Genomic DNA, 17193 nt, shown 5'->3' with positions numbered 1-17193 from the left:
ATCGTAGGATCCGTACGATGTACCGACATCGCTATAGATGGTCCCTGGCGAAGCTACGTGTCGTCCGCCCCGTGAATCATTCGTGAAGGCATAGGTTGCCCCAGCGCCCAGAACGCTAATGCTGAGTGCGGCTGCGGCGATGATTCGGATTGCTCGGGTGTTAACGCTTTTCTTCATGCCATCCATAGTGCGCCGTAGGTTAAAGGTTGTCACGAGACGATGCCGGCTTCCCACGAAGTTGGCGTCGAGTTCCCAGTCATCTTTCAGACTGGGGTCTGCACACAAAGGGCCATTCCAATGGTGAGTATCGCCCACCATTGGAATGGCCTTTGGAATAATAATGTTAGTGACGAAACGCGAGCAATCAAGATGTCACTATAATAACGTCACTGTACGTTATTGATTGCTAGCGAGGATTGCTGTTATCGGCACGTTTTGCGGCAGCACGGGCCGCGGAGACGTCGACAGTCGGTGCCTCTCCCCCGCACCCACCGTCGCCACAGTTGCAGGATTCACCGCAACCCTCATCCTCTTTGTGGGCTTGATCCCAGAGATACGCCGCGCGGGCGCCCATATTGGAACCGACCGAGAGTGCGAGAACAGCTACGACGAACGTGAGTGCTGGGATCAACCACATCCAACCCTCGGCCCGCAGCGCGATGATTCCGCCAAACACTAAAGCGACGCCGGCGAGGAACCAGAACGGTCCTGCAACGGCGTGGGCATTATCCCAAGCTTCCTTAGTCTTGCGGATCTCCGCGAGGCGCAAACCGACGACGCTATTACCCGGGAGCTTCCGGAGCGAGGCTAGGCCGCCGACGACGATAAAGATGGCGGCCACGATGAGGAAGATGATTCCGACTACGAGCATGCCCATAGTCTATCCCGCCCCGTAGTTAGGGAGAAAGTCAGTTCAATTTATTCGCATGCTGCTGTAATATACATTTCGTGTCGCTTGGTAGATATTAAAGACTTTATTATCGAGCGAACTGATCAGCGTGGTAGCAACCATAGAAAAGATTCAATCATGACATTTAAGAGTGTTCTCGACTCTCTGTTGTTCAAGATTATCGTCGCGATAGTCTTGGGCATCATCGTTAGCCAGTTTGCCCCGGAATGGTTTGGCAGGGCTTTCGCAACCTATAACGGCCTGTTTTCAAACTTCCTCGGCTTCTTCATTCCAGTCCTTATCCTTGCGCTCGTGGCCCCGGCAATCGCAGGCCTTGGGCGTGGTGCCGGTAAGTGGTTGGGCATTACTGCGGGAATTGCCTACGGCTCGACTATCGTGGCAGGGCTTATCGCATACGGCTTGACCCAGGTCCTCTACCCCACTTTGCTGGCCGGACAAACGCTCAATACCGAGGTTTCTGACATCGATGCGGGAGCTCTCGAGCCGTACTTTACGGTTGAGATGCCAGCGCCTTTCGAAGTGATGACGGCGCTGCTGCTGTCCTTCTGTATCGGCGTAGCCATGACGACTGTGAAGTCGGACAATCTTTACACACTTACGAAGGAATTTGAGAACGTCGTTATCAAGGTCATTTGGGGTTTCGTGATCCCCCTTCTGCCGATCTACATCTTCGGTATGTTCCTCTCCTTGGGTATGAATGGAAATATCGGTACCGTGCTGATCGCCTTCACTAAGGTGCTTCTGCTCGCGGTTGTGATGACCTTGGTCTACCTGGTGCTGCAGTACATTATCGCTGGCGCGATTGCGGCCAAGAATCCATTCTCTGCACTGAAGAACATGGCTCCGGCGTACTTTACTGCGTTGGGTACGTCTTCCTCTGCGGCTACTATTCCGGTCACTCTCGACGCCGCACTGAAGAATGGAATCTCCAAGCCGGTGGCAGGTTTCGTGATTCCGCTTTGCGCGACGATTCACCTTTCTGGTTCGATGATCAAGCTCACCCTGTACGCTTTCGCGATCGTGTACATGGCTGATGGTATGGAAGCTGACCTTGGGAAGGCCCTTGGCTTCATCTTGCTGTTGGGCATCATGATGGTCGCTGCTCCTGGCGTTCCGGGTGGCGCGGTGATGGTCGCGGTCGGACTTCTGCAAGCGAATATGGGCTTTGATAACTCGATGGTCGCATTGATGATTGCCGCCTACATCGCTATTGACTCCGTGGGTACCGCCGCAAACGTTACAGGGGACGGCGCCATCGCCATGATCGTCGACCGCTTCGCGCGCGATAAGATTGAGGGCCTAGAGGCCGAGGCAGATGCCGAGGCTGCTGACGAAGAGCTCAGCAAGGCCTAAGTTTCACGTGAAACCCTGAAGCTTCTACTCCCCCTTTTCCGACATGATACCCGCGATGGATAGTTGGGCGAAGGGGGATTTTTCTTGCCCTAATTTCGGAGAGTGTGCGCAGCCGTGTAGGGGGCTAGTGGCCCGATGCGTAGACTGCGGTTCTGGCCGTGGCGGTTCGGGCCTAAGCCCCATTTTCTTGGGAGAGGGCTTGCGCTTTATTGTTAGAACAGGTATTCTATAGCTGGGTGTGGGGGAACGAATTGTTCCGCAAATTTAGGGGTGCAGCTACCCATGGCAACCACAGCACAATCATCTACGTCACTTCCCACTGCATACTTTTCCCACTCAAATCCGCGTGATCCTGAATGCATGGCTGGTCAGCTCATGCGCAGAATCGAGTACGAATTCTGGTCAGGCGTCCAACCACCACTCGATGAGGACTCCGATACCGCCTTTATGCGCATCGGGCAAAAGACCGGAAAATCTCCGGCTCACGTTGCGCGCAATGTCATGGCGCTGATCCGTCTTGATGAAATGCCGAAGCTGCGTGCCCTGCAGAAGGCGGACTGTTTACTGGACATGCAGATGCTAGTTGCTATCGATCAGGTGATGGCAAAGCTTGGCAATCCGACGGCGGCTGTTATAGCGGAAGTGGATGAGAAGCTATCCGTCTGGTTAACGCCGACCAAGCCGAATCAAGTCTTTCCCTCAGTAGAGAAGATACGGCGCAAGGTTCGAGACATCTGCAAGGTGCTCGATGACTCCGTATCCTTCCGTGACAAGCGCAAGAAGAATCGCTACTCTCTTCTCACCCGCGGGGAACGTGGGTTAATCGAGCTAGAAGTGGATAGCAACGTGGGTGTCGTCATCCACGAAACCATCAAGTTGGCAGCAAAGGAACATGGCGTCTCCATGGCCGATGCGCTGGTACTGCTCATTACCGGCAAGATCGAGCCAGAGGCGGGTAAGGTCGTCGTCCACGAATACAAGGCAAAAGACGTCGAGGGTGCGCCGGTCTATGTCCAAGGACATGGGTGGAACGGCGAGGGCGTTCCGGCTTCGAAGACCGTGAGGCGCGATTTCACCACTGCCCCGGAAGCTTGTCAGGGCTATCAGCCTTCAGAATTCACGCGAAAGTATGTCGAGGGCCGCGACGGTACGTGCCGGGCACCTGGTTGTAATCGTCCTGCATGGGCCTGCCAGTTGGATCACCGGATTAACTACGCGGATGGAGGCCCGACGCATCCGGATAACATGGTGGCCCTGTGCCAGCACCATCACAATATGAAGACCGACGGGCGGGCCTTTTACATCCTGGATCCCGTAACCGGCGATGTCGTGTGGCTGTACGAGGACGGAACCTGGGCGGTCACGGAAGCGACCGGCCCATTGGCACCAGCCTCGAAGGTGTGGGCCCGGACCATTGCGGAAGACGTCGTTGCTCACCGTCGCAAGATGCACGAAGCCGCGCAGGCTCTGAAGGTGGAAATGGATAACGGAACCATGGTCGAAGTATTCGACATGACTGATCCGACAGATCGCTACACGAATGGCGGAGAGGAGATTCCCTTCTAGGGAAGCGTTTCACGTGAAACGGCCCCCTTCCGCCCTGCCGCGCGTAGGCGCGGATTTTGACGGAAAGAGGCCGTTGTGATTTGAACTTAGCTAGGACTGCTTCTGCCTGGTGGCTGCCTTCATGGTGGAGACGAAGTCGGTGACCGCAGCGGCGAGAGTGTCGTTCGGGCGGTTGTCATCGTCGAGGTGGGCATCAACGACATTGGCCAGAGCGGAACCGGTGATTGCTCCCGCAGCGCCGGCAGCAATGGCGTCGGCAACGTGTTGCGGGGTGGAGATTCCAAAGCCAAGGAGAATCGGTGCACCTCCGAAACGTTTCACGTTTCCCACTACGTCAGCGAGCCCGCGGGTCTCCGACTCCTTCTCGGTGCCGGTAACACCGTCGCGGGAAATCGCGTAGATATAGCCCTTGGAATACTTCGCTACGCCCTCGAGGGTTTTCTCGGAGGCTTGTGCTGGTGCGATGAAAATAGGATCGATTCCTGCTTTGTCGGCTGCGGCGACGAAGGGGGCGCCTTCGCGAACAGGGATATCGGGAAGCAGGATGCTATCGGCGCCGGCCTCGTGAAACTCGGAATAGAAGGTCTCTAGCCCGCGGGTGAAGGGCACGTTGCCGTAGATAAGCATGCCGATGGGCAGGTCCGGGAATTCACTGCGGATCTGACGGATCTGCTCGATAGCGGAATCCACCGTTGCACCGCCGGCGAGCGCGCGAATGTGGGAGGCCTGGATCGTGGGACCGTCGGCGACAGGATCCGAGAACGGGACACCTAGCTCGAGAGCGTCGGCGCCACCGGCGACAGCCGCGCGGACGATGGTGAGGGCGGTCTCGGGATCGGGATCGCTGAGCATGATGAAAGGAACGAAAGCGCCTTCACCGCGTGCGGCGAGGGTGGAGAAGAGTTTCTCGTAACGGCTCATTACTTGTCCTCCGTGATCTTGAGTTCGGGGTGCTCGCTAAGGGTTCGGCGGACGTGGTCGATGTCCTTGTCGCCACGCCCAGACAGGGAAACGAGAATGGTGATGTCTTCATCCTTGCGCTTGAGGGCATAGGCCAATGCGTGCGAGGACTCGAGGGCGGGGATGATGCCCTCGCGGCGGCTGAGGAGCTGGAAGGCTTCGAGAGCTTCGGCGTCGGTGATGCCGACGTAGGTTGCGCGCCCCGTCTGAGCGAGGTGTGCGTGCTGTGGACCGACGCCCGGGTAGTCGAGGCCAGCGGAGATGGAATAGGATTCCTCAACCTGGCCGTCGGCATTGCGCATGAGATATGAGCGGGCGCCGTGGAGGATGCCGATGGTGCCGTTGTTGATGGTCGCGCCGTGGTGTCCGGAATCGAGTCCCTCTCCCCCGGGTTCCGCTCCAACGAGTTCGACGGATTCCTCATCGATGAAGTCAGCGAACATACCAATGGCGTTCGAGCCGCCGCCGACGCACGCGACGACGAGATCCGGCAAACCGCCGGTGCGCTCGATCATCTGGGCCTTGGCCTCTTCGGAAATCACCTTGTGGAACTCGCGAACGATCGTTGGGAAAGGATGCGGACCAGCCGCTGTGCCGAGGAGGTAGTGAGATTCGTGGAAGGTGGCGGTCCAGTCACGGAGAGCTTCGTTGACGGCATCCTTGAGCGTGCCGGAACCGGAATCAACCGGAACAACCTTCGCGCCCATCAGCTCCATTCGGTAGACGTTGGGCTGCTGCCTCTCGACGTCCTTCGCGCCCATGTAGATCACGCAGTCGAGGTCCAGCAGAGCACAGGCGAGGGCGGTCGCCGTGCCATGCTGTCCGGCGCCGGTCTCGGCGATGATGCGGGTCTTCCCCATCCGCTTGGCCAGGAGCGCCTGGCCGATCACCTGGTTGGTCTTGTGGGCACCGCCGTGGACGAGGTCTTCCCTCTTGAGGAAGATTCGTGCCTTGCCGCCGAGTTTTGTTGCTTCGGTCAAGGGGGTTGGACGGCCGAGGTAGTCGCGAAGGTAGCCGGCCAGTTCTTCGCGGAAGGTGGGATCGTTCTGGGCATCGACGAAGGCCTTCTCTAATTGGTCGAGTGCCGGAATGAGGGATTCGGGAACGAATTGTCCGCCAAACTCCCCGAAATAAGCGGGTAGGAGGGTCTCCCTGGTGTCCTGTTGGTTGGTCATAGTGTTCCTTTTAGCTAGGGCTTGGAGCAAAGCTTGGGGTGGGGGTTAATACGTAAAGTGACGAATCGTGTCGAAGGCCTTGGCGATGAGCGCCGTGTCCTTCCTGCCGTTAACCTCTACGCCTGAATTGATGTCGAGGCCAACGGTACCGACGCGGAGAGCATCCGGTAGGTTGTCGGGACTGAGGCCGCCAGCGAGTAGTGCCTTGTCTTTGACGCTGTCCGGAACTGTCGTCCAATCGAAGGATGTGCCGGTGCCGCCGGCGCCGGAGTCGAGGATGAGTTTGTCGGCGGCGTCGGCAAGCGCGGAGGCAAGGGCGGGGCCATGGGGCGCCGTCATGTCGATGGCGCGCCAGACCTGTCGCTCCCCCGCCACGGCGCGCACTGACTCAATGAGTTCGAGCTCAGCCTTGGTGCTTCCTTGGTAAGGCGCGTGGAGTTGTAGGGCGGCGATGTCGTCGAAGGCAAGCTCCTCCCAGCCGGAGGTGCGGCGAGAGACCGCGACGTAGTTGAGGTCGGGTTCGTGGGCGATGATGTCGAGCGCGGTTTCACGTGAAACATTGCGCGGGGACGCCTCCTCGAAGATGAATCCTCCGTAGACGGCACCGGCGGCACGGGCGGCCTGGGCCGCTGACCACGTCGTGAGGCCGCAGACCTTGTTTTGGCCATAGACTAGCTCACGTGCGGCCCGGTCGATATCGGGCGTGCCGGTGAGCTGGGAGCCAACGAGGAAGGCATTGGCATGAGAGCCCAGACGTCGAACGGTCTGGTTGTCGCGGATGCCCGACTCGGAGACGATGACCTTGCCAGAGGGAACGTGGTGCGAAAGGCGCTCGGAGCGAGTGAGATCGATGCTGAGGTCGTGGAGGTTTCGGTTGTTAATTCCGATCACGTCGATGCCAAAGGCAGTGGCGCGGGCGACCTCCTCCTCGGTAATGGCCTCGGTGAGGACATCGAGCCCAAGGGAATCCGCCAGCTGCTTGAGTTCCGCGTAGGTGTCGTCATCGACGATCGACATCATGAGCAGAATGGCGTCGGCGCCAAAATAGCGAGCGGCGTAGACCTGAATGGGGTCAACGATGAAGTCCTTGCACAGCACTGGCAGGTGCGTGGATAGAGCCACGGTCTGCAAGTGGTCGTAGTCGCCACCAAAACGATCCGGCTCGCACAGCACCGAAATGGCCGAAGCGTAGCGCGAGTACACCCGTGCGATGGCCCCGGGCTCGTAGTGTTCACGAATCAGCCCCAGCGACGGAGAGGCAGACTTGCACTCCATGATGAAGCGGTTGGTGCCGCGGAGCGCATCGTAGAAGGAGCGCTCCGAGCGCGGGAGGGCAGCTAAATCAACGTGCGCCAGGCGCTCACGGATTGCGGGCAGATGCGTGCGGCGCTTGGCGACGATCCCCTCAAGCACGGTCGGCAGAGCCATAGTTCGCCTCCTCGTGCTTCTTCAGCCATGCGGCCACGGTGCCATCCTTGATGAGCTGGTCGGCATGCGCGACGCCCTCTTGGATGGAGTCGGTCGTGCCATTGAGGTAGAACATCGCGCCGGTGGTCGCGGCGATCGCATCGTGGTGGGCGGGCTTGCCGGTGCCGGCGAAGACGGCGCGCAGGGCCTCGGCGTTTTCCTTGCCGTTGCCGCCGGCGAGGTCAGCTAGCTCGTGGCGGGAAATGCCGAGGTCCTCAGGGGTGAGTTCGTAGTGGGTTATGGTGCCGTCGCGAAGCTCCCAGACCTGGGTGGTGCCGTGGACAGCGATCTCATCGGTGCCGGCGCCGTGGACGACGAGCGCGCGCGTGCGGCCAAGATCCTTGAACACCTCAGCAATGAGCTGACCCTGTTCGGGGTTGGCGATGCCCATGATCTGGAACTCCGGGTGGCCTGGGCTGAGCAGCGGGCCCATGGTGTTGAAGAGAGTGGAGACGCCAAGGCCCTTGCGAACCGGTTGCACGTGGGCAACCGCCGGGTTGTACGCGGGGGCAAAGAGGAACGTGAAATTCGAGGCCTCGAGTTGGCGGACCGCGCGGTCCGGATCGAGATCAAGCGGGATGCCGAGGGCCTCAAGGACGTCCGCGGAGCCCGACTTGGAGGATACGGAGCGGTTGCCGTGCTTGACCATCTTGACCCCGCCGGCGGAGGCGACGAGGGATGCGCCGGTGGTGACGTTGATGGTGTTCGCGCCATCGCCACCGGTTCCCGCGGTATCCATGAGGCCCTTACCGGTAACCGGGAAGGGGCGGCCGGCGTTGAGGAAGGCGCGGGCGGCGCCGGCCACATCGGCGAAGGTTTCGCCGCGCGTACGGATGTGAGTAAGGAGGGCCGCGATATGGATGTCGTCATACTCCCCCACCGTCAGCGGGGTGAAGACCTCGATTGCTTGCTCGAGGGTCGGTTCGGGGATATCGAGGAATTCTTGCAGTGTCTTGAGAGCGTGGTTATTGGTCATTACTTGGCTCCTTCCATGGTGGGTAGAGAAGAAAGTTGTTCAATGCAGCGTTCGATCATGATGGGGCCGGTTGGAGTTAGCACCGACTCCGGGTGGAACTGCAGGCCGAGGGCCATGCCGTCGACGGTTTCTGCCGCCATCGTGACAGGGCCGATGGCGGTCTCCGTCTCCGCGAGGCTGCGCATCTGGGTGGGAATGCTCGCGCAGCCCAAGGAGTGATAGCGTGCAACAGGGACGAGGCGGCCCACGTAGTTCGGATTATCTGGCTCGGAATCAGTAGTGAGCCCTTGGAAGAGCGGGTGCTTCGCACCAGCGTCGGTTAGCGTCATGGGCACAGAGGAACCGTGGACTGGGCCGCAGGGCTCGACGGTGCCGCCGAAGTGCTCGAGCAGCGCCTGGAAACCCAGGCAGATGCCGAGGATAGGGATGCGGCCGAGGGAGGCGTCGATAAGCTGCATCATCGATCCGGCGTCGCGCGGATGGCCGGGGCCGGGCGAGAGAATGATGATGTCGGGTTCGGCGGCGAGGACCTCCTCCACCGGCACCGTATTACGGAAGACGGTGGTGTTATAGCCGGCGAGGGCGTCGACGAGGTTGTAGACGAAGGAATCGTGGTTATCAATGAGGACGACGTGCGGGTTCATCGGATGACCTCCAGGGATGCGTTGTGTGCCTGGGCGATAGCGCTGAGCACCGCGTAGGCCTTGTGGACCGTTTCATCGGCTTCGGATTGGGGGATGGAATCACGAACGACACCGGCGCCCGCCTGGACGACGGCCGTTCCATCCTTGACGTAGGCGGAACGGATGACGATGCAGTTATCCATGGATCCATCGCCGCGCAGGTAACCGATAGCTCCCCCGAAGGAGCCGCGGCGAGTGCCCTCGGTTTCGCGGATGAGCTCCATCGCGCGCAATTTCGGCGCGCCGGTCAGAGTGCCCATGTTCATGCAGGCACGGTAGGCGTCGAGGGCGTCGAAATCCTCGTGCAGCGTGGCGACGACGCGGGAGACCAAGTGCATCACGCGGGAGTAGCGGTCCACCTGGAGCAGATCAGCGACCTGGCGGGTGCCGGGGACGGCGACGCGGGCGAGGTCGTTGCGGGCCAGGTCCACCAGCATGATGTGCTCGGAGACCTCCTTGGAATCGGTGCGCATCTCGAGTTCATTGCGGATGTCCAGCTCGTGGGTCGCGCCGCGCGGGCGGGTGCCGGCGACCGGGTAGAGCTGTACCTGCCGGTCGGTGGCCGTGTACTTCAGGTTGGATTCCGGAGAGGCGCCGAAGAGCTCATGCTCGGTGCCGCGCAGGTAGAACATGTACGGCGAGGGGTTGGTCTCACGCAGCGTGCGGTAGGCAGCGAAGGCGTCGGGGCAGTCGAGGCTAAACGCCCGGGAAGGGACCACCTGATAAATATCGCCGGCGTGGACGTTGCCTTGGAGGCGCTCCACGTGGCGTCGAAAAGCAGCGTCGTCGATGGAGGCGCGCGCGGAGATCGTGGTGAGTGGCTGCGAGGGCTGGGGCGTGATGGGCTCGGTGCGGGCGGCGCGGTCGAGCTCCTCCTCGAGCGCCTGCTTGTCGACGCCCCACCCCTCGATCTTCGCGGTCTCCGTCAGGTGGTCCACGGTGAGAACGTGCTCGGCGACGAGAAACTCATAATCGGGGTATCCGTTGAGTCCGTCGGGAACCGGGGGTAGCTTCTCGAAGGTTTCGACGTAGTCGAAGGCGAAACCGCCGCCGATGAAGGGCAGTGATTCACTGGAATACAGTTGGCTGAATTGTAAGGTGCGCAGGATATCCGCGGTGGAGGTGGCGCGGAGGCGGGCGCGCTCATCGTGCTCGGTGGAGAGCTCGAAACTAAAGGTGGTGCTATCCTCACCGTCCTGGCTGATCCTGGAGCGGAAGTCTTGGCGAAGCTCGTCGAGGAGCAGCTGGCCAGCGGGCGTTAATGCGGTAGCGGTGACCGCTTGGCCGCGGCAGACGACTTTGAGCGCTGCCTTGGTGATCGCGATACACGTGAGGTTCTTCTTGGACTCAATGTCCGCTGATTCTAAGAGCAGGGAGTCCTGCGGCGTGGCGAGGGCATAAAAGAGCGCACTGGCGTCGGGTGTGTACCCGACCTCGCGTTTGGCTGTAAACGGCATACGGTGTCTTTCTTTAACGATGTTGTGTGCTGCCGCGAGCTTTTAAAGAGAGCAAAACGCCGAAAAGCCCGCAGCTGCGGGCCTTAAATATGGGAGAACAACGAGGCCCGCGGGTTACGCGCGCCACCACCAAAGGTTCGAAATGTTCTTCACATCACTGACTCTAACACCGATACCTTCTGCCGTACAGATAAATGTGAGCGGGTACCCCCGTGGGGTCTATGTGCTGCAGGGCCACAGCGAGCTGGGTGATGTAGGAAACATGCAGCTTAAGCATGTGATATAGGACTCTAAAACTGTCACAGTATAGCTTTTGGAGGGCTAAGAGTACCCCCGTGCGGGAAAAATATTCACAAAACTGCTGCTTAAACGCATGGAAAGAGGCTTAAATAACGGTCACAACAGTCACTCTAGAGTAGAAAAGGACCGTTATGTTCTCTAAAACTGCTGCTGCTCTCTCCGCTCTCGCTCTGAGCGCCGCCGCCCTCGTGGGGTGCTCCTCATCCTCGGACAACGCCGGCGGTGATTCCGGTGGTGGAGACTCCTACTCCATCGGTATCAACCAGCTGGTTCAGCACCCCTCGCTCGACGCCGCCGCGGAAGGTTTCCAGGAAGCCTTCGAGGAAGCGGGCGTGGACGTGGATTGGGACATCCAGAATGCCAATGGCGAACAGGGCACCGCGGTGTCCATCTCCCAGCAGATGGCAAATGCTAATCACGACCTCTACCTGGCAATCGCCACCCCGGCCGGCCAGGCCATGAGCAAGTCCATCAAGGACAAACCGCTTCTGTTCACCGCGGTGACGGACCCTGTGGAGGCGGAGCTGGTGGAGTCCCTGGATAAGCCGGGCAAGAATGTCACTGGTACCTCTGACGCCGCGCCCATCGAGGAGCAGGTTGAGCTGATTACCCAGCTGGTCCCAGACGCCAAGACCGTCGGCGTGGTCTACTCCTCCGCCGAGGTCAACTCCAAGGTGCAGGTGGAGCAGTTGACGGAGGCCGCTAAGCCGAAGGGTATTGAGGTGAAGTCGCAGACCGTAACCTCCGTGACGGAGATACCGCAGGCCGTAGAAGCGCTGGGCGATGTCGATGCCGTCTACGTGCCGACCGACAACATGGTTGTTTCCGGCATTTCTTCGCTCATCAAGGTAGCGAATGACAAGACCATCCCGGTCATCGCAGCGGACTCGGGTGCCGTTGAAGGTGGTGCTGCCGCCACCATCGGTATCGACTACAAGGAGCTGGGCCGCCAGACCGGTGAGATGGCGCTGCGCATCCTCCAGGACGGCGCAGACCCGGCCGAGACCCCGGTAGAAACCGCCTCTGAGTACACCTACGTCATTAACGAGGATGCCGTGAAGGCACAGGGCGTTGAGGTACCGAAGGAGATCATGGAGAAGGCTGAGACGCTGTGATTGGTGCACTCGAGCTAGGGCTCATCTATGCGGTCATGGCCGTGGGCGTCTACCTGACATTCCGCGTCCTTGACTTCCCGGACCTGACCGTCGATGGCTCCTTTACCACCGGGGCTGCGACGGCCGGCGTGCTCATTACGAATGGGGTTAATCCCTTTCTGGCATCGGCCGCGGGCTTTGTCACCGGCTTTATCGCCGGCTGCATCACGGGGCTTCTGCACACGAAAGGCCGCATCGACGGTTTGCTTGCGGGTATCCTCACCATGATTGGTCTGTGGTCCATCAACCTGCGCATCATGGGCAGCGCCAACGTTCCGTTGCTCTCCCAAGATTCGGTGTTTACCCCGCTGGATGCAGTAATGGGGTCGTGGGCCGGGGTGGGCTTGCTCGCCTTGGGTGCGGTGCTGCTCTGCCTGCTGATCGTGTGGTTCCTGTCCACGGACCTGGGACTTTCGCTGCGCGCAACAGGTGACAATCAGCAGATGATCACCTCCTTTGGCGTGTCCACCGATTTCACCAAGATCCTGACCCTGGCCCTGTCCAATGGCCTGGTGGGCCTGTGCGGTGCTCTCATCGCGCAGTACCAGGGCTTCGCCGACATTTCGATGGGTATCGGACTCATCCTGGTTGGTCTGGCATCCGTCATTCTGGGACAAGCGGTACTCCCCCAGTCGCGCTTGTGGATGGCCGTGGTGGCGGTGGCCTTGGGCTCTGTGATCTACCGTCTCATCATCTTCGCTGCGCTTCAGGTAGGCCTTAACCCGAATGACATGAAGCTCATCACGGCGCTGCTGGTTATTGTCGCTCTGCTGGTGCCGCGTATGACGAAGGTGCGCGGGAAGAGGAAGGCCTAGATCATGCTCAAAGTAGATAAGATTTCGAAGACCTTCTTCCCAGGTACGGTCAACGAACGCCGTGCGCTTCGCGACGTCTCCCTGGAACTTGCCTCCGGTGACTTTGTCACTGTCATCGGCTCTAACGGTGCGGGAAAGTCGACACTGCTGAACTCCGTTGCGGGCCGGCTCATCCCGGATTCGGGAAAGATCTCGATCGACGGCCAGGAGGTGACGAGCCAGCCGGAGCACAAGCGTGCAAGGAAGGTCGGGCGCGTCTTTCAGGACCCCATGGCGGGTACGGCACCAAACCTCACGATTGAGGAGAATCTCTCCTTGGCGTACCTGCGCGGCAAGAAGCGCGGCCTCGGCTTGGGTCTCAATTCCGCGCGCCGGGCCATCTTTGTGGAACAGCTGGAATCCCTCGAGCTCGGCCTAGAGAAGCGTCTGGGGACCAAGGTGGGGCTGCTCTCCGGCGGTCAGCGCCAGGCCCTCTCGTTGCTCATGGCCGGCTTTACTAACCCGAAGGTGATGCTTCTGGATGAGCACACAGCCGCCCTCGACCCGCAACGCGCGGAGCTGGTGACCACACTGACGAAGCGCATTGTGGAGCAAGGCCAGCTCACCACTCTGATGGTGACGCACAACATGGCGCAAGCGCTGCAAGTGGGAAACCGCCTCATCATGATGCATGAGGGTGAGATCATCTACTCCGCTGACGCCGAGCAGAAGGCGAAGCTCACAGTGGAGGATCTCATGGCGGAGTTCGCGAAGATTAAGGGAGCGACGTCCGATAGGACCCTCCTGCAGTAGAAGTCGAAGCGTGGTTGTTTCACGTGAAACCTAGGTGTTGCACTTGGCAGCACTTAGGTTTCTTTTTGTCCGTGGTGGCTTAGCGGCGGCATTGAAAGAGGGCCCAGCGTTGTGCTGAGCCCTCTTGGTTTTACGTGAAACCGGAACTAGGTGAGCTTGATGAGCGCGGAAGAGAAGTAGTCCTCGACGGCAGCTGGGTCATCCAGCGGAAGGACCGCTCCTACGTACTGGTCCGGGCGAACGATGACGACGGCACCGTCGCGGGAAATGCCGCGGGTGTGGAAGATATCCTTGTCTCCCGGCAGAGCATTGAAAACATTCTCCCAGTTCGGGATATTGAACTTGCCGTTGCGGGGCCGGAACAGGAGTGGAGCGTCGAGGATTTCGTACTCGTGGTGGTCCGTCTGCTGGTAGATGGCCTTCACGTCGAAGTAGGTGTTCTCGTCGGCGCCCTCAGGGGTGAACTTGGCGAGGATGGGGCCGACCTTCTCGGCCCACTCGCTGAGCTTCGAGGTTTCGCCGGCTTTGGGTGCATCAGCGAAGGCGTAGATGCGGTAGCGGCCGTCAGCGGTGTGCTGGTGGCCCAGGTGCTGGGGGTACGCGTCACAGCGGCGCAGAACCTCGTAGGACTTGAAACGCTTGCCCACCGGGAAGCCGACGGCCAGCTTCTGGTGCTCGGTGCTGCCGACGATGAGGTTTTCTTCGTACTGCGTCATCATGCCGGCGGCGAACTCCTCTGCGGAGACGTAGTACTTCTCGACTGCCTCGGGATCATCCAGCTCCTCGGTTGGGGTGGCCATGAGGGTCGACCATTCGCGGTCGAAGTTGATGAGGTTCTGCGCGGCTGGCTGGCGCTCGCCGTGGTAGGTGGCCAGGAGTTCCTTCGGCGCGCGGCCATCGAGGACGTGGCCGAGCTTCCACCCGATATTGAAGCCATCCTGCATGGAGACGTTCATGCCCTGGCCGGCCTTGGCGGAGTGGGTGTGGCAGGCGTCGCCGGTGAGGAAGACGCGCGGGTCCTCATCGTTGTTGTCGAAGGCATCGACGAGGCGGTGCCCCACCTCGTACACGGAGTGCCAAGCGACCATCTTGACGTCGATGAAGTAGGGCGAGTAGATCTCGTTTGCCTTCTCGATGATCTTCTCAATCGGGGTGGAGCGGACCTTGTGGTTGTCATCCTCGGGCACGACACCAAGGTCGACGTAGATGCGGCAGAGGTAACCGCCCTCACGCGGGATGTGCAGGATTGAGCCGGCCTGCGAGTGGATGGCACACTTGGTGCGCCAGTCCGGGAAGTCGGTATCGACGACAACGTCCATGACGCCCCATGCGTGATTGGCCTGGTCACCCTTGAGCGAGCAGCCAATGGACTTGCGGACGCGGGACTTCGCGCCATCGCAGCCCACGACGTACTTAGCGCGTACGTCGCGCGGGTTGCCGTCGACATCCTCGAGGTGCACCGTCACGGGGTATTCGCCCTCCCCTACCTCAAGGGAGACGAAGTTCCAGCCGTAATCCGGGGTGATTCGGCCGGGTGCTCGGCGTGCGTAGCGGGCGAAGTAGTCCAACACGCGAGCCTGGTTCACAATGAGGTGGGGGAACTCGGAGATTCCGTGTTCGTCGTCAATCGGACGGGCGCCGCGAACAATCTTGGAGCGGTCCTGCGGATCGGGGTTCCAGAAGGACATCTCGGTGATTTCATAGGCCTCTTCCGTGATTTCCTTGGCAAAGCCGAAGGCCTGGAAGGTTTCTACGGAACGGGACTGGATGCCGTCTGCCTGGCCCAACTCGAGGCGGTGGGGGCGGCGTTCAATGATGCGCGTGTTGACGTCGGGGAACATTGCTAGCTGTGCGGCTGCGATCATGCCGGCCGGGCCGGAGCCCACAATGAGGACGTCCATTTCATCGGGAAGCTCAGAGGCGCGATCGATGCCATACCCTGCGGGATCGTGCACGCGGGGATCTTCCGAAACGTAGCCGTTGTGGTGGAACTGCACTGTGGACTCCTTAGTCAGCGGGTTGTCGTGGTCGAGAACAAAAGCGAGTGATGGGGGTGGTAGCTACTCCCCCATCGCTCTGTGAGCTTTGCTCGTGGAGATGGTGACTCAGTTCAAGGCGTCTGGAGTATGTGAGCTGGGTCTTATTTTTAGAATCATATATGATGCGCGTCTTCTGCACAATGATCTGCGCACAGGACGTCGCCTAGCGCGGGCTGAAGATGAAGTGTCCCTGAGATTGCTCGGACTCGTGCTCTGCGCCGAGTGCGATTCCCTTGCGCTCGCGCAGGATGAAAGCGCAGATGAAGCCGACAATCGAGGCGGAGACGAGGTAGCCCGACACCGCGAAGGTGGTGCCGGTAGCCTCCACGAGCGACGCGGCGATCATGGGGGCGAAGGCGCCGCCCAACACCGAGCCGAGGGCATAAGTGATGGACACGCCGGTAGCGCGAATGGAGGCGGGGAAGAGCTCGGCGTACATCGCGGACTGTGCGCCATAGGTCAGGCCCAGGCCGACGGTCAGGAAAATGAGTGCGCCGTAGAGAAGCCCCAGGCTACCGGTGTTGACCAGCGGGAAAAGGGCGGCAGCGCCGATTCCCTGCAGGATGAATCCGATGAGGTAGGTGTTTCGGCGGCCGATGTAATCGGAGATGTATCCCGCGAACAAAGTCATCAATGCCCACGTGACCGCAGAGACGGTCACGGCGTTGAGGACGTCACCGCGGTCGAGGGCAACGAGGCCGTCGGGATCGGTGGCGTAGCGCTGAATATAGCCGCCCGTGGTCATGTAGCCGACGGTGCCGTTACCTGCAAAAACGAGGGCCGCGACCAGGACCAGCGGGGTGAAATTCTTGAAGAGCTTGCCAATGGGGTTGGTGGCCTCTTCCTCCTCGCGCTCTGCAATCTCTTCGAAGACTGGGGACTCGTCGACGCCCATGCGGATGAGGTAGCCCACCAGGATGAGAACGAAGGAGAGCAGGAAAGGTACGCGCCAGCCCCAGCTCATGAAGGCGTCGCCAGGCGCGATGGTGTTCATGATGGAGAGCACGCCGGAAGAAAGCAGCAGACCGGCAGGAACGCCGATCTGGGGGCCTGCGCCGTAGAGACCGCGCTTGTCATTCGGTGCGTGCTCCACAGCCATGAGTACGGCGGACCCCCACTCGCCACCTGCGGAGATGCCCTGAATAATGCGCAAGGTGATGAGGAGGATCGGCGCCCAGATTCCGGCGGTCTCGTAGGTGGGCAGAAGGCCGATGAGGGTGGTCGCACCACCCATGGCGAGGAGCGTGACCATGAGGACCACGCGGCGGCCGAAGCGGTCCGCGAAGTGTCCTGCCAGAAACGCGCCGACGGGTCGGAATAGGGAATAGGAAGGACAATCCCACGGTGAGGAAGGAAATGATGGTGGCTAGGCCACCCTCGAGCGGGCCGAACATGAGCTGGTTGAACACGAGTCCGGCCACTGCGGCATAGAGGAAGTAGTCGTACCACTCGATGGCGGTACCGATGGTAGTCGCGGCGACGACGCGGCGGCGTTCGGCCGTCGAAATTGCCGGCGTGACAGATGTGTGCGACATTCTGGTTCCTT

At 60.3% G+C, this 17193-nt stretch carries 13 protein-coding genes and 1 pseudogene; 5 read left to right on the top strand and 9 right to left on the bottom strand.

All coding sequences use genetic code 11. The annotated features are described in order from the left end of the window. Nucleotides 1-406: 406 nt before the first annotated feature. The gene (locus HMPREF2806_RS10230) at nucleotides 407-871 is read right to left on the bottom strand and encodes an SdpI family protein (RefSeq protein ID WP_070517670.1); all 465 of its coding nucleotides are present in this window, start codon (nucleotides 869-871) and stop codon (nucleotides 407-409) included. A gap of 156 nt (nucleotides 872-1027) precedes the next feature. Here HMPREF2806_RS10230 and HMPREF2806_RS10225 point away from each other — a divergent pair, with 156 nt between their 5' ends. Continuing rightward, nucleotides 1028-2263 (top strand): dicarboxylate/amino acid:cation symporter, encoded by a 1236-nt coding sequence (locus tag HMPREF2806_RS10225; RefSeq protein WP_070517642.1) that lies wholly within the window; start codon nucleotides 1028-1030, stop codon nucleotides 2261-2263. Between the two features lie 360 nt (nucleotides 2264-2623). Beyond that, nucleotides 2624-3829 carry an HNH endonuclease signature motif containing protein gene (locus HMPREF2806_RS10220; protein ID WP_232745422.1) on the top strand — a complete coding sequence of 402 codons (1206 nt, stop codon included), beginning with the start codon at nucleotides 2624-2626 and terminating at the stop codon, nucleotides 3827-3829. A gap of 90 nt (nucleotides 3830-3919) precedes the next feature. Here HMPREF2806_RS10220 and trpA read toward each other — a convergent pair whose 3' ends face one another. The 6 genes from trpA to HMPREF2806_RS10190 are packed head-to-tail and all read right to left on the bottom strand — an operon-like array spanning nucleotide 3920 to nucleotide 10547. After that, complete coding sequence (gene trpA / locus HMPREF2806_RS10215; protein ID WP_070517640.1) at nucleotides 3920-4750, bottom strand: tryptophan synthase subunit alpha; 831 nt, start codon at nucleotides 4748-4750, stop codon at nucleotides 3920-3922. Continuing rightward, nucleotides 4750-5964, bottom strand: a complete 1215-nt coding sequence (gene trpB, locus HMPREF2806_RS10210) for a tryptophan synthase subunit beta (protein ID WP_049155597.1) — start codon at nucleotides 5962-5964, stop codon at nucleotides 4750-4752. Before trpB ends, trpA begins: the two co-directional genes overlap by 1 nt. A gap of 45 nt (nucleotides 5965-6009) precedes the next feature. After that, nucleotides 6010-7392 carry a bifunctional indole-3-glycerol-phosphate synthase TrpC/phosphoribosylanthranilate isomerase TrpF gene (trpCF, locus tag HMPREF2806_RS10205; RefSeq protein WP_070517639.1) on the bottom strand — a complete coding sequence of 461 codons (1383 nt, stop codon included), beginning with the start codon at nucleotides 7390-7392 and terminating at the stop codon, nucleotides 6010-6012. Next, nucleotides 7370-8407: an anthranilate phosphoribosyltransferase gene (gene trpD / locus HMPREF2806_RS10200; protein ID WP_070517638.1), complete on the bottom strand. Its 1038-nt coding sequence runs from the start codon at nucleotides 8405-8407 to the stop codon at nucleotides 7370-7372. The genes trpCF and trpD overlap by 23 nt, the downstream gene beginning before the upstream one ends. Further along, a complete protein-coding gene (locus tag HMPREF2806_RS10195) occupies nucleotides 8407-9051 on the bottom strand; it encodes an anthranilate synthase component II (protein WP_070517637.1) in 645 nt (214 codons plus the stop codon). Before HMPREF2806_RS10195 ends, trpD begins: the two co-directional genes overlap by 1 nt. Further along, on the bottom strand, nucleotides 9048-10547 hold the full coding sequence (locus HMPREF2806_RS10190; protein ID WP_070517636.1) for an anthranilate synthase component 1: 1500 nt from the start codon (nucleotides 10545-10547) through the stop codon (nucleotides 9048-9050). The genes HMPREF2806_RS10195 and HMPREF2806_RS10190 overlap by 4 nt, the downstream gene beginning before the upstream one ends. 431 nt (nucleotides 10548-10978) lie before the next feature. On the opposite strand from HMPREF2806_RS10190, the gene HMPREF2806_RS10185 reads away from it, so the two are divergent. The 3 genes from HMPREF2806_RS10185 to HMPREF2806_RS10175 are packed head-to-tail and all read left to right on the top strand — an operon-like array spanning nucleotide 10979 to nucleotide 13608. Further along, complete coding sequence (locus HMPREF2806_RS10185; RefSeq protein WP_070517635.1) at nucleotides 10979-11962, top strand: ABC transporter substrate-binding protein; 984 nt, start codon at nucleotides 10979-10981, stop codon at nucleotides 11960-11962. Next, nucleotides 11959-12816, top strand: coding sequence for an ABC transporter permease (locus HMPREF2806_RS10180; protein ID WP_046648734.1), 858 nt, complete (start codon nucleotides 11959-11961; stop codon nucleotides 12814-12816). Before HMPREF2806_RS10185 ends, HMPREF2806_RS10180 begins: the two co-directional genes overlap by 4 nt. A gap of 3 nt (nucleotides 12817-12819) precedes the next feature. Further along, nucleotides 12820-13608, top strand: coding sequence for an ABC transporter ATP-binding protein (locus HMPREF2806_RS10175; RefSeq protein ID WP_070512969.1), 789 nt, complete (start codon nucleotides 12820-12822; stop codon nucleotides 13606-13608). A 146-nt stretch (nucleotides 13609-13754) separates the two neighbouring features. Here the strand turns inward: HMPREF2806_RS10175 and HMPREF2806_RS10170 are convergent, their stop codons facing one another. After that, nucleotides 13755-15605: an FAD-binding monooxygenase gene (locus HMPREF2806_RS10170; RefSeq protein WP_070517634.1), complete on the bottom strand. Its 1851-nt coding sequence runs from the start codon at nucleotides 15603-15605 to the stop codon at nucleotides 13755-13757. Between the two features lie 205 nt (nucleotides 15606-15810). Beyond that, a pseudogene (locus HMPREF2806_RS10165) lies at nucleotides 15811-17182 on the bottom strand (MFS transporter). Nucleotides 17183-17193 lie beyond the last annotated feature (11 nt).

Origin of the sequence: Corynebacterium sp. HMSC076G08 (genome assembly GCF_001811515.1) — a bacterium.
GTDB lineage: Bacteria > Actinomycetota > Actinomycetes > Mycobacteriales > Mycobacteriaceae > Corynebacterium > Corynebacterium hiratae.
The sequence above is the reverse complement of the archived record's forward strand: the minus strand, read 5'-3'. Positions and strand labels throughout refer to the sequence as shown.

Coding starts and splice junctions, on each gene's coding strand:
- HMPREF2806_RS10195 (WP_070517637.1), bottom strand. CDS start 9,051: ATGAACCCGCACGTCGTCCTCATTGATAACCACGATTCCTTCGTCTAC.
- HMPREF2806_RS10190 (WP_070517636.1), bottom strand. CDS start 10,547: ATGCCGTTTACAGCCAAACGCGAGGTCGGGTACACACCCGACGCCAGT.
- HMPREF2806_RS10230 (WP_070517670.1), bottom strand. CDS start 871: ATGCTCGTAGTCGGAATCATCTTCCTCATCGTGGCCGCCATCTTTATC.
- trpCF (WP_070517639.1), bottom strand. CDS start 7,392: ATGGCTCTGCCGACCGTGCTTGAGGGGATCGTCGCCAAGCGCCGCACG.
- HMPREF2806_RS10225 (WP_070517642.1), top strand. CDS start 1,028: ATGACATTTAAGAGTGTTCTCGACTCTCTGTTGTTCAAGATTATCGTC.
- trpD (WP_070517638.1), bottom strand. CDS start 8,407: ATGACCAATAACCACGCTCTCAAGACACTGCAAGAATTCCTCGATATC.
- trpA (WP_070517640.1), bottom strand. CDS start 4,750: ATGAGCCGTTACGAGAAACTCTTCTCCACCCTCGCCGCACGCGGTGAA.
- trpB (WP_049155597.1), bottom strand. CDS start 5,964: ATGACCAACCAACAGGACACCAGGGAGACCCTCCTACCCGCTTATTTC.
- HMPREF2806_RS10220 (WP_232745422.1), top strand. CDS start 2,624: ATGGCTGGTCAGCTCATGCGCAGAATCGAGTACGAATTCTGGTCAGGC.
- HMPREF2806_RS10185 (WP_070517635.1), top strand. CDS start 10,979: ATGTTCTCTAAAACTGCTGCTGCTCTCTCCGCTCTCGCTCTGAGCGCC.
- HMPREF2806_RS10175 (WP_070512969.1), top strand. CDS start 12,820: ATGCTCAAAGTAGATAAGATTTCGAAGACCTTCTTCCCAGGTACGGTC.